Consider the following 12315-nt stretch of genomic DNA (forward strand, 5'->3'; position numbering starts at 1 on the left):
GCGAAACCATTTGATCATATGACAAGATGTGTATCCACCTTAACTTAATGATTTTTACCAAAATCATTAGGGGATTCATCAGTGCTCTGCGCTCTTTTTGCGTCGCCTGCGAAACCTTCAATTTTCGTGAGACTGTGCAGCGTTTGGCGACGTCTTTGCAAGTGGTAACTCGCACGATCACCGAGTTGGAAGAATTGCTGGACGAAAGACGGTTTTAACGCAGCTAACGGAATATCCCCCCGAATTTAGCAAAATTTTTGCCGAAAATCACGCAATTTCCGGCGGAAAGCAAGCGTTTATTTGCTTCCCCAAAATTGAGCGAGAAAGCGATGTATGGTGTGGTGTATATCATCTTGCCGCCAATGCCGCATAACGATCAAATGTTGTTTGAATTACTGACCGCACTTCCCTTTTCTTTTCTAGCGATTTCCACGCTTTTCGGGTACAATCCGCCAGTTAAATTTAATGACTTTTGAATGAGAAAACTGACTGATTTATGAAGAATATTCGCAACTTTTCTATTATTGCCCATATTGACCACGGTAAATCCACCTTATCTGATCGTTTAATTCAAACCTGTGGGGGACTTTCAGATCGTGAAATGGAAGCGCAAGTGCTCGATTCTATGGATTTGGAGCGCGAACGCGGGATTACCATCAAGGCACAAAGCGTAACGCTGAACTACAAAGCCAAAGATGGCGAAACCTATCAACTGAATTTTATCGACACACCGGGACACGTTGACTTTTCTTATGAAGTATCTCGCTCTCTTGCGGCTTGTGAAGGGGCATTATTGGTAGTCGATGCCGGACAAGGTGTAGAAGCACAAACGTTGGCAAACTGTTACACCGCTATCGAAATGAACTTGGAAGTGGTGCCGATTTTAAACAAAATTGACTTGCCGGCGGCCGATCCTGAACGTGTTGCGGAAGAAATTGAAGATATTGTGGGAATTGATGCCATGGAAGCCGTGCGTTGTTCGGCTAAAACGGGCGTGGGCATTGAAGACGTATTAGAAGAAATTGTTGCCAAAATTCCGGCACCGGAAGGTGACCCAAATGCGCCATTACAGGCATTAATTATTGACTCTTGGTTTGATAATTATTTGGGTGTAGTGTCTTTGGTTCGCATTAAAAACGGCACGTTACGCAAAGGCGATAAAATCAAAGTGATGTCCACCGGTCAATCATATAACGTCGATCGTTTGGGGATTTTTACGCCGAAACAAGTGGATACCACTGTATTAAATTGCGGTGAAGTTGGTTGGGTCGTTTGTGCCATTAAAGATATTTTAGGCGCACCGGTGGGAGATACCTTAACGCTACACAATAATCCGGCAAGTTCCGTTTTACCGGGCTTTAAGAAAGTTAAACCACAGGTTTACGCCGGCTTATTCCCGGTCAGCTCTGATGATTATGAAGCATTCCGTGATGCGCTCGGTAAATTAAGTTTAAATGACGCCTCCTTGTTCTATGAACCGGAAAATTCCACCGCACTTGGCTTCGGTTTCCGCTGTGGTTTCCTTGGGCTGTTGCACATGGAGATTATTCAAGAACGTTTGGAGCGTGAGTACGATTTAGATTTAATCACGACGGCACCAACCGTGGTCTATGAAGTGGAATTAACCAATGGTGAGGTAGTCTATGTGGACAGTCCGTCAAAACTGCCGCCGTTAAACAATATTGCTGAAATTCGTGAACCCATTGCGGAATGTAATATGCTATTGCCACAAGAATATCTCGGCAATGTGATTACCCTTTGCGTTGAAAAACGTGGCGTGCAAACCCATATGGTTTATCACGGCAATCAAGTGGCGCTGACTTATGAAATTCCAATGGGCGAAGTGGTACTGGATTTCTTTGATCGCCTGAAATCCACCTCGCGCGGTTATGCGTCTTTAGATTACGGCTTCAAACGCTTCCAAACGGCAGATATGGTGCGCGTGGATATTATGATCAATGGTGATCGTGTCGATGCGTTAGCGTTAATTGTACATAAAGACAATGCACCGTATCGCGGTCGTGAATTGGTAGAAAAAATGCGTGAACTCATTCCACGTCAACAATTTGATATCGCGATTCAAGCGGCAATCGGCAACCACATTATCGCGCGTTCCACCGTGAAACAATTACGCAAAAATGTGTTGGCAAAATGTTATGGTGGTGATGTCAGCCGTAAGAAAAAATTACTACAAAAACAAAAAGAAGGTAAGAAACGAATGAAACAACTCGGCAATGTTGAAGTGCCACAAGAAGCATTCTTAGCCATCTTACACGTAGGAAAAGACAAATAAGGAAAGTATTCATGTCGAACGTATTTACGATTATTTTAATCGCTGTCGGATATGGTTTGTGGAAAGTATTGGATCATTTTCAATTACCCAATACCTTTTCCATTTTACTCATTATTTTTACCGCACTTTCTGGTGCTGTTTGGTGTTATTTGCGCTTTGGCGTGTTACCAAAACGCGCCAGACAAATTGCACGCTTGGAGCAACGCAGTGGCAAACCGTTAAATGACGAGGAAAAAACTCAAATTGAACCGATTTCAGAAAGTTCTGAATTTGTCGCGTCTTTGTTTCCGGTATTAGCTTTTGTATTGATTGTGCGCTCATTTATTTTCGAGCCATTTCAAATCCCCTCTTCTTCCATGGAACCCACATTGCGTATTGGCGATTTCATCTTAGTCAATAAATTTGATTACGGCATTAAAGATCCGGTTTTCCAAAATACGTTGATAAAACGAGGCGAGCCTCAACGTGGTGATGTCATTGTGTTCAAAGCACCGGAATCCCCTAGTACCGACTACATTAAACGTGTTGTCGGCACCCCCGGTGATCGCATAATTTATAACGAAGCGAATCGTCATTTAACCTTGGTTTACGCCAAAGACGGCAAAGAATGTTTGACCGATTGTGAAACCAAAGAATTTAGCTACACGCTGCCTCAACCGAATGAAAATTTCCGTTTTATTTTAGGACGAGATCACAGCGGTAAAGTGCAATACGGCCCTGCACCATTAGAAACCATTGAAACCGGTGATGTGACACACGCCATTCATTGGTATCCACAGCCAATTAACGAAGGATATCGTTATAAAGCCTTTAGCAAACAAGAAAATTATGTAACAGAATGGGTTGTGCCGGAAGGGCAGTATTTTGTCATGGGCGATAACCGTAACAACAGTGAAGATAGCCGTTTTTGGGGCTTTGTACCGTCACAAAATATCGTCGGGAAAGCCACCTATATTTGGCTGAGTTTAAAGAAAGAACAGGATGAATGGCCAACCGGCATTCGTACTGAACGCTTATTCCAAAAAATTCAATAATATGAGAGACCATAATTTAGATCGTTTACAACAAAAAATTGATTACCAATTTCAAAATACCGATCTTCTTAAACAAGCCCTCACCCATAAAAGTGCAGGGCATAAACATAACGAGCGCTTAGAATTTTTAGGCGATGCCATTTTAAACTTAACCATTGCCGATGCCTTATTTCATCAATTTCCCAAGTGCAACGAAGGAGAACTCAGTCGAATGCGGGCAACATTGGTGCGTGAGCCAACCTTAGCGATTTTAGCGCGCGATTTCCAGTTGGGAGACTATCTTTCACTGGGACAAGGAGAATTAAAAAGTGGCGGATTTCGTCGTGAATCTATTTTAGCTGATTGCGTAGAAGCCATTATTGGTGCGATTTCGTTAGATAGCAGCCTCACTCACGCCACTAAAATCATAACCCGTTGGTATCAACCTTTATTAAAAGAGATTCAACCGGGCGATAACCAAAAGGATGCGAAAACCCGTTTACAAGAATATTTGCAAGGCAAAAAACTTCCTGTGCCGACATACAATATTGTGAATATTCAAGGGCAAGCCCATAACCAATTATTTGTTGTGGAATGTTCCATTAAAAATGATGACCGCACTTTTATCGGCAAAGGTTCCAGTCGCCGTAAAGCAGAACAAGCGGCAGCAGAACAAATTCTTCAAGAGCTAAATATCAAATGACAGAACAACTTGAAACGTATTGTGGCTTTATTGCCATTGTAGGTCGTCCGAACGTAGGGAAATCCACCTTACTGAACAAAATTCTTGGACAAAAAATTTCTATTACATCGCGCAAAGCGCAAACGACCCGCCATCGTATTGTGGGCATTAAAACTGAAGGTCCGTATCAGGAAATTTACGTGGATACGCCGGGGCTGCATATTGAGGAAAAACGCGCTATCAACCGTTTAATGAACCGTGCCGCCAGCAGTGCGATTACTGATGTGGATTTAGTCATTTTTGTGGTAGATGGCACTCATTGGAATGATGACGATGAAATGGTACTGAACAAACTGCGCAAAACCAATGTGCCGGTTGTCCTTGCCATTAATAAAATCGATAACATTAAGCATAAAGATGATTTATTGCCATTTATTACGGAAATTAGCCATAAATTTACCTTTACCGATATCGTGCCGATTTCTGCTGAAAAAGGGAATAATTTAGAGGTGATTGAAAACATTGTGCGTCAATCTTTGCGCCCGGGTGTGCACCATTTCCCGGAAGATTATGTCACCGATCGTTCTCAACGTTTTATGGCATCAGAAATTATTCGCGAAAAATTAATGCGCTTTATGGGGGAAGAATTACCTTATTCTGTCACCGTAGAAATCGAGCAATTTAAGGTAAACGAACGCGGAACTTATGAAATTAATGCCCTGATTTTGGTTGAGCGTGACGGACAGAAAAAAATCGTCATTGGCCATAAAGGTGAAAAATTGAAAAAAATCGGTATGGAAGCCCGTTTAGATATGGCGCGTTTATTTGATAATAAAGTCCATTTGGAACTTTGGGTGAAAGTGAAATCCGGCTGGGCAGACGATGAGCGCGCTTTGCGAAGTCTGGGGTATATGGAAGACTAACTTTCAGCTAAACACCATCACTTGATTTAACTCACTTCATACTTCAAAAATCCCCTAAGACTGTCGCCTTAAGGGATTTTTATTAATCATTACACTTCTTCGTTTTCTTCAGAGAAACGCTCAATGCGAGCGCCAATACCCCGAAGTTTTTCTTCAATGCGTTCATAACCACGATCGATATGATAGATACGATCAACAATGGTTTCACCGGTTGCAATACAGCCGGCAAGAACCAAACTGATAGAAGCGCGTAAATCCGTTGCCATGACTTCTGCGCCGGATAAATGATCAACACCGTGGCAGATTGCCGTGTTACCTTCAATTTCAGCTTTGCCGCCCATCCGAATCAATTCAGGAATATGCATAAAACGATTTTCAAAAATGGTTTCCGTAATGATGCTGGTTCCATTTGCTACCATGTTTAGCAAGGTGAACTGTGCTTGCATATCCGTTGGGAATCCCGGGTAAGGTGCGGTGCGAATATTCACAGCTTTCGGACGATTACCCAGCATATCGAGTGTAATCGTCTCTTCCGTTACATCCACTTGAGCGCCGGCCTCACGCAATTTATCAATTACCGCATCCAGTGTATCGGCTTTGGTATGTTTACAAACGATTCTCCCACCGGAAATCGCGGCAGCCACAAGAAAGGTACCTGTTTCAATTCGATCCGGCACAACACTGTGTTCACAACCGGTTAAACGATCTACCCCTTCGATAGTAATCGCGTCTGAACCGGCACCGCTAATTTTAGCACCCATTTTATTTAAGAATTCTGCCGTATCGGCAATTTCCGGTTCGCGTGCGGCATTTTCAATTACCGTTGTGCCTTTAGCTAGGGTTGCAGCAATCATAATGGAAAGAGTGGCGCCAACACTCACTTTTTCCATCACAATACGCGTACCACTTAAACGTCCATTGACGTGCGCTTTTACATAACCGTCTTCAAGAACAATTTGAGCACCAAGGCGTTCTAAACCGCTAATGTGTAAATCCACAGGACGGGCACCGATAGAACATCCGCCCGGCAGAGAGACTTGCCCTTGGTTAAAACGAGCGACTAAAGGAGCAAGCGCCCAAATGGAGGCACGCATGGTTTTAACTAATTCATAAGGCGCAACAAAGTGATCGATTTTAGACGCATCTAAGCTCACAACACCTTGCTCATTGCGCGTTACCACAACACCGAGTTGGCGTAAGATTTTTAGTGTTGTTTCAATATCTTTAAGATCAGGCACATTGGTTAATGTGACAGGTTCTGTCGCTAAAATTGCAGCAAAAAGAATGGGTAATGCCGCATTCTTCGCACCGGAAATTTCTACGGTGCCTTTTAAACAAGATTGACCATAAACACGAAATTTTTGCATGAGAATACCCTGTAGGAATTAAGCCGGTGAATTAAGTAAACGTTCGCGTTTCCATTTTTCAACGGTATAAGTGCGGATGGAAAGTGCGTGGATTTCATTGCTGGAAATATGATCCAACAATGGCGCATAAATCATTTGCTGCTGTTTAACTTTAGATAACCCGGCAAACTGATCGCTAACTGCGATCACGCCATAATGGGCATTTTCACCTTGGACATAAACTTCATCAAGCTGAAGTGCTTCTTTTAAAATTCGTTCAATTTCTTGCGTTTCCATTAACGATTTCCATTTTGCGGGATAAATTGTGCAATCCAATCGGATAATCCGAAAAGATCAGCTAATGTTAGTAATTGTGATGGTGGATTTTGCAGAATTTGTCTCTGCGCTTTTGTTAACAAGGTTTGGTTATGTTGTAAAAAGTCACAGAGTAATGCAAAACCGGCGGAGTCAATACGGGTAATTTGGCTTAAATCCCAAACAATCATTTGCCCGTCTAACTGCCCTTCCAATAAAAAAGAAGCACGTTGTTGCCAAAGTGGCAACAACGTGTTACGAGATAACTCTCCTGATAATTGGAGCGTCATTTTACCATCATTTACCTGTGATTCCCAATGTAAACTTTGTGTCTCTTGCATGGATTATTTGCTCAACGTAATTGGTGTATCCGCTGATTTTTGTAGCTGTGCAGTCAATGCATCCAGCCCTTGTTTACGAATGATTGGGCTCCATTCTTGCTGTTTGGTATTCACCATGCTTGCACCACCGGCTGTCATGTCATACACCTGCCATTGACCGGTTTTGCTATTTTTATACCAATAGAAATCCACGTTTAAAGGCGGTTGATTATTCGGTTGCGCCACTTTAACGTTCACGGTCGCAAGGCTTGCAGATTCTTCCTTCATTTTGCCGATTTGAATACTTTGATCGCTATACATGGTTAACACTTGTGCATAAACCTGCTCGATGTATTTATCCAAAACGGCAAAGTAACGATCCCGCTCTTCTTGAGTTACGGTTTTATAGTTTTGTCCTAAAATTTTAGAGCCGGCATACTTTACATGAACATACGGCATTAAATCTTGGCGCACAATTGTTCTGAGGTAATTCGGATCTTGTTTAATTTTACTTTGGTTCGCTTTAATATCGCTAAACAGTTTTGCCGACACTTTTTGCGTTAAATCATAGGGCGTATCTTCCGCCATCACTTGTTGCACGGCAAAAAGTGCGGTGAAAATAACTAACGTTTTTGCTAACCAGCGTTTTACATTCAGTTTTAACATACATCCTTCTCCTGTAGGTTATGTAATTTAGTGACTTTCGGCGGCGTCATTTGCTTCGCCTTCCGTTTTCTTATCTTCTTTACTACCGTATAAGAACTGGCCGATAAGATCTTCCAGCACCATGGCAGATTTGGTATCAACAATTTTGTCGCCGTCTTTCAGCATCGCAATTTCACCGTCGTCAAAACCGACATTTAATGCAATGTACTGTTCGCCCAATAATCCTGAGGTTTTAATGGATAACGAACTGGTTTCAGGAATCTTGTTGTATTCTTGATTAATCGCAATCGTTACTTTCGGCAAATACGTTTTCGGATCCAATTCAATATTGGATACGCGCCCAACCACGACACCGCCTACTTTAAGTGGCGCACGCACTTTTAGTCCGCCGATATTATCGAAAGTTGCATAGACTTGGTAAGATTTTGTTTCACTAAAGCCTTGTACGTTAGCAACTTTTAGGCCTAAAAAAACAAGCGAGGCAATGCCTAAAAGCAAAAATAAACCCACCCAAAATTCATATTTAATTGTTTGTCGCATACTCTTTCCTTACAAACAGAGATTAATTTGCACCGAACATCATCGCTGTCAGCACAAAGTCTAAACCCAATACCACTAATGACGCATGAACTACCGTTCTCGTCGTGGCTTTACTAATACCTTCGGACGTTGGCATACAGTCATACCCGTTAAATAACGCAATCCATACAACAGCAATGGCAAAAAAGACGCTTTTGATTGTGCCGTTTAGAATATCATGTTCCCATGTGACTGCGTTTTGCATAACAGACCAAAAACTACCGGCATCCACGCCTTTCCAGTCAACCCCGACTAAAGAACCGCCCCAAATTCCAATGGCGATAAAAATCATGGAAAGAAGCGGCATGGCAATAATTCCTGCCCAAAAACGCGGTGCAATCACCCGACGCAACGGATCGACCGCCATCATTTCCAAGCTGGATAATTGTTCGGTGGCTTTCATTAAACCAATTTCTGCCGTTAGGGCAGAACCGGCTCGACCGGCAAATAAAAGTGCGGTCACCACCGGGCCTAATTCTCGCAACAAGGATAAGGCGACTAATTGCCCGAGGCTGGTTTCTGCGGAAAAATCCACTAAAACCACATAGCCTTGTAACCCAAGCACCATGCCAATAAATAAACCGGAAAGCATGATGATTAATAAAGATTGCACGCCAAGAACATGCAGTTGCTTAATAAGAAGTGGGAAATGCTTCGTCACTTGCGGTTTCCCAACTAATGCGCCGAACAATAAAAAGCCGGCACGACCTAGCGCCCGTACAAAATTAATCACATTGCGCCCGAGGGCTGAAATGAAATTCACTAACATTCAAACAACTCCTCAATATAATTCGGTGCAGGGTAATGAAAATGCACCGGACCGTCTGCTTGACCTTGTAGGAACTGAGTCACCTGAGGATCTTGGCTTGCCAGCAGCTGCTCGGAAGTGCCTTCCGCGATAACGTGTTTATCCGCGATAATATAAGCATAATCCGCAATGCTTAACACTTCTTGCACATCGTGCGACACCACGATCGATGTGAGATTTAAGGCTTCGTTTAACCGTTTAATGAGGCTGAGAATCACCCCCATACTAATCGGATCCTGCCCGGTGAACGGTTCATCGAACATCATTAAATCCGGATCTAATGCTATCGCGCGGGCAAGGGCGGCACGCCGAGCCATCCCTCCGGAAAGTTCGGAGGGCATTAAATCAGCTGCACCACGTAAGCCAACCGCTTCCAATTTCATTAACACGATCTGACGAATTAATGACGGTGGCAAATTCGTATGCTCACGAATCGCAAATGCCACATTATCGAAAGTAGAAATATCGGTAAACAATGCGCCCGATTGAAATAGCATTCCCATGCGTTTGCGCACTTCATAAAGTTCACGATTTGACAGTTTGCAAATATCTTGCCCATCAAACAAAATTTCCCCCTCGGTCGGCAACAACTGCCCACCAATGAGTTTTAATAACGTGGTTTTACCAATGCCGGAAGGCCCCATAATGGCAGTAATTTTGCCCTTGGGAACCCTCAGATTAAGATCCTTATAAATAATTCGATCGCCACGCTTAAATGTCAGATGTTTAACTTCAATTAAAGATTCGTTCATAACACATTCGTTGCAAATAATAAGAGGCTATAAAATCGCCACTAACTAAAATAAGCTGCGATACTCTATGAAATTCCACTGAATGTCAAATAGAATTATCTGAATTTACCCATCGATTTTCCTTGCCGATACCTTGGTATCCTATATAAAAACATCATAAAATCAGACCGCACTTTTACATGCTTTTCACAAAACTGTGCTATGATTGCGCCTTCTTATTAACTAGACTGACTTAACATAGGCTTATGAATATTCGCTGGAATATTATTTTATCGGTCATTGCGCTGGGGTTATTAGCTTGGTTTTATCGTTTAAATCAAGACGATAACCATTTAACTGAACTCATTAAATCAGAAGATCGGCCGGAATATATCGGACAAAAAATGGAGACTGTCGTTTATTCGCCTAGCGGTAAAAAGCAATACCTCGCCACCTCTTTGCAAGTGGAATACTACACGGCTGACGGGCATACCGACTTTCAACAACCTAAAGTGACATTACTCGAGCTGAATGTCCCCAATGCCAATACCGAAGAAAAAGAAAGCTGGGAACTCCGTGCCGATAAAGCGAGATTAACCAAAGATAATATGTTGTATTTAGAGGGCAATGTGGTGGCACAAAGCCTCTCTCCCCTCTCCCGTTTACAGCGCATTGAAACCGAAAGTGCGGTGGTAAATTTAACAACGCAGGATATTCGTTCGGACAAAATGGTTACGCTCAACGGGCAAAATTTTAGTTCGACCGGCTTGAAATTAACGGGCAATTTGCAACAACAAGTGGCTAATTTAAAAGAACAGGTAAAAACACATTATGAAATTAATAAGCAATAAACTTTTCCTTGCTTCCACATTAACTTTAATCGCTTTCTCCGCATTCGCGTTAAAAGACGATACCAATCAACCGATTAACATAGTATCCGATAACCAATCGTTGGATATGAACAGCCGTGTGGTCACCCTCAGTAATAACGTGGTGATTACACAGGGTTCTATTCTTGTCAAAGCGGATAAAGTGATCATTACCCGTCCGGAAGAAAACGCCAATAAGAAAGATACTGTTGAAGCTTTTGGCAATCCTGTTACGTTTCATCAAATGATGGATGATGGCAAACCGGTGGACGGTAAAGCCAATAAAGTGTTTTATGATTTGAGTACAGAATTTTTAACCTTAACCGGCAACGCCGAATTAAAGCAATTAGATAGTAAAATTAGTGGCAATGTCATTACTTATGATGTGAAAAAACAACAGTTGAAAGCGAACGGTTCTTCCGGCTCTCGTGTAAAAACTGTCTTAATTCCAAACCAATTAAATAATGCTAAAGGCAAGAAATAAGGTGAAACATGGCGATTCTGTCTGCTGAAAATTTAGCGAAAAGCTACAAAAAACGCCAAGTGGTTTCTGATGTAAGTTTAACCGTCAACTCCGGTGAAATTGTCGGTTTACTCGGGCCAAATGGCGCCGGAAAAACAACCACGTTCTACATGGTGGTTGGCTTGGTAAATCATGATCAAGGCAAAATTCGAATTGATGAAGAAGACATCAGTTTGTTGCCAATGCACAATCGCGCGCAAAAAGGCGTAGGTTATTTACCACAGGAAGCCTCTATTTTTCGCCGCTTGACTGTGTATGAAAATTTAATGGCCGTATTAGAAATACGCAAAGATCTGACCGCACTTCAACGTCGTGAACGTGCCGATGAGTTGATTGATGAATTCAACATTGGTCATATTCGAGACAATCTAGGGCAATCACTCTCCGGTGGCGAACGTCGTCGCGTGGAAATTGCGCGTGCCTTGGCAGCAAATCCGAAGTTCATTTTATTAGATGAACCTTTTGCCGGCGTTGATCCTATTTCGGTGATTGATATTAAGAAAATTATCAAAGACTTACGTGATCGTGGCTTAGGTGTGCTGATTACCGATCACAATGTGCGGGAGACGCTCGATGTGTGTGAGCGCGCCTATATTGTGAGTTCCGGTAAAATGATTGCTACCGGCACACCTACTGAAATTATGAATAACAAATTGGTAAAAGACGTGTATTTAGGTGCAGATTTCCAACTATAGCTTATGAAATTTACCGAATTATTAACGCCTCAAACCCTTCGTCAGGGAATGATTTCTTCCAGCAAAAAACGGGTGTTTGAATCTATCGCGCGCATTGTGGAAGAACAATTACCCATGGAAAATGGGGAACAATATTATTTTGATTGTTTATTTAATCGTGAAAAATTAGGCAATTCCGGTTTAGGCGGTGGCGTTGCGATGCCTAAAGGCCGTCTGCCACAAGGTACAAAACCCATTGGTGTGTTTATTCAATTAGAAACCCCCATTGAGTATGATGCTGCCGACAAACGGGATGTGGATTTAATTTTTGCGGTATTAATTCCGGAAAATATGTGTAGCGATTATGCCCAGTGTCTGCCGAAATTGGCGGACTCTTTAATGGATAAATCACTATGCAAACAACTGCGTTCGGCAAAAAGTGCGGATGAAATTTGGAAAATTTTTCTGCATTATGATCAATGTGAAAATGAGCCGTCAGAATCCGATGAGGAAGATACGCCAATCTCAATGCTGGATAACGCGGAAGAGTAAGTGCCATTTGAACGAATCAAG

At 42.4% G+C, this 12315-nt stretch carries 16 protein-coding genes; 9 read left to right on the plus strand and 7 right to left on the minus strand.

The window, feature by feature from the left end:
* Positions 1-257 precede the first annotated feature (257 nt).
* From Q0203_RS01685 to era, 5 genes are read left to right on the plus strand one after another with little or no spacing between them, the layout of a single operon-like run.
* A complete protein-coding gene (locus Q0203_RS01685) occupies positions 258-476 on the plus strand; it encodes a hypothetical protein (protein ID WP_297929062.1) in 219 nt (72 codons plus the stop codon).
* Positions 477-496: 20 nt separating this feature from the next.
* On the plus strand, positions 497-2293 hold the full coding sequence (gene lepA, locus Q0203_RS01690; protein WP_295976515.1) for a translation elongation factor 4: 1797 nt from the start codon (positions 497-499) through the stop codon (positions 2291-2293).
* 11 nt (positions 2294-2304) lie between these two features.
* A complete protein-coding gene (gene lepB, locus Q0203_RS01695) occupies positions 2305-3327 on the plus strand; it encodes a signal peptidase I (RefSeq protein ID WP_021616408.1) in 1023 nt (340 codons plus the stop codon).
* Between the two features lies 1 nt (position 3328).
* Positions 3329-4009 carry a ribonuclease III gene (rnc, locus tag Q0203_RS01700; RefSeq protein WP_297929063.1) on the plus strand — a complete coding sequence of 227 codons (681 nt, stop codon included), beginning with the start codon at positions 3329-3331 and terminating at the stop codon, positions 4007-4009.
* A complete protein-coding gene (era, locus tag Q0203_RS01705; RefSeq protein ID WP_297929064.1) occupies positions 4006-4911 on the plus strand; it encodes a GTPase Era in 906 nt (301 codons plus the stop codon). Before rnc ends, era begins: the two co-directional genes overlap by 4 nt.
* 89 nt (positions 4912-5000) lie before the next feature.
* On the opposite strand, the gene murA is transcribed toward era, so the two are convergent.
* Genes murA through mlaF form a run of 7 tightly spaced genes read right to left on the minus strand, consistent with a single transcriptional unit; the run spans position 5001 to position 9697 of the window.
* Entirely contained in the window at positions 5001-6278 is a 1278-nt protein-coding gene (gene murA, locus Q0203_RS01710) for a UDP-N-acetylglucosamine 1-carboxyvinyltransferase (protein ID WP_297929065.1), read from the minus strand.
* A gap of 18 nt (positions 6279-6296) precedes the next feature.
* Complete coding sequence (locus Q0203_RS01715; RefSeq protein ID WP_297929066.1) at positions 6297-6554, minus strand: BolA family protein; 258 nt, start codon at positions 6552-6554, stop codon at positions 6297-6299.
* Entirely contained in the window at positions 6554-6913 is a 360-nt protein-coding gene (locus tag Q0203_RS01720; RefSeq protein ID WP_021616403.1) for an STAS domain-containing protein, read from the minus strand. Before Q0203_RS01720 ends, Q0203_RS01715 begins: the two co-directional genes overlap by 1 nt.
* A 3-nt stretch (positions 6914-6916) precedes the next feature.
* Entirely contained in the window at positions 6917-7558 is a 642-nt protein-coding gene (mlaC, locus tag Q0203_RS01725) for a phospholipid-binding protein MlaC (protein ID WP_295976520.1), read from the minus strand.
* Between the two features lie 27 nt (positions 7559-7585).
* Positions 7586-8098 (minus strand): outer membrane lipid asymmetry maintenance protein MlaD, encoded by a 513-nt coding sequence (mlaD, locus tag Q0203_RS01730; protein WP_297929067.1) that lies wholly within the window; start codon positions 8096-8098, stop codon positions 7586-7588.
* Positions 8099-8120: 22 nt separating this feature from the next.
* Positions 8121-8906, minus strand: a complete 786-nt coding sequence (gene mlaE, locus Q0203_RS01735; RefSeq protein WP_021616400.1) for a lipid asymmetry maintenance ABC transporter permease subunit MlaE — start codon at positions 8904-8906, stop codon at positions 8121-8123.
* Positions 8900-9697 carry a phospholipid ABC transporter ATP-binding protein MlaF gene (gene mlaF, locus Q0203_RS01740; RefSeq protein ID WP_296027431.1) on the minus strand — a complete coding sequence of 266 codons (798 nt, stop codon included), beginning with the start codon at positions 9695-9697 and terminating at the stop codon, positions 8900-8902. The genes mlaE and mlaF overlap by 7 nt, the downstream gene beginning before the upstream one ends.
* 245 nt (positions 9698-9942) lie before the next feature.
* On the opposite strand from mlaF, the gene lptC reads away from it, so the two are divergent.
* The 4 genes from lptC to ptsN are packed head-to-tail and all read left to right on the plus strand — an operon-like array spanning position 9943 to position 12294.
* Complete coding sequence (gene lptC / locus Q0203_RS01745) at positions 9943-10527, plus strand: LPS export ABC transporter periplasmic protein LptC (RefSeq protein WP_297929068.1); 585 nt, start codon at positions 9943-9945, stop codon at positions 10525-10527.
* A complete protein-coding gene (gene lptA, locus Q0203_RS01750; RefSeq protein WP_295976522.1) occupies positions 10508-11029 on the plus strand; it encodes a lipopolysaccharide transport periplasmic protein LptA in 522 nt (173 codons plus the stop codon). The genes lptC and lptA overlap by 20 nt, the downstream gene beginning before the upstream one ends.
* 8 nt (positions 11030-11037) lie before the next feature.
* Entirely contained in the window at positions 11038-11763 is a 726-nt protein-coding gene (gene lptB, locus Q0203_RS01755) for an LPS export ABC transporter ATP-binding protein (protein WP_297929069.1), read from the plus strand.
* 3 nt (positions 11764-11766) lie between these two features.
* Entirely contained in the window at positions 11767-12294 is a 528-nt protein-coding gene (gene ptsN, locus Q0203_RS01760) for a PTS IIA-like nitrogen regulatory protein PtsN (protein ID WP_297929070.1), read from the plus strand.
* Positions 12295-12315: the final 21 nt, after the last annotated feature.

It is taken from the genome of uncultured Aggregatibacter sp. (assembly GCF_938046485.1).
Classification (GTDB): domain Bacteria; phylum Pseudomonadota; class Gammaproteobacteria; order Enterobacterales; family Pasteurellaceae; genus Aggregatibacter.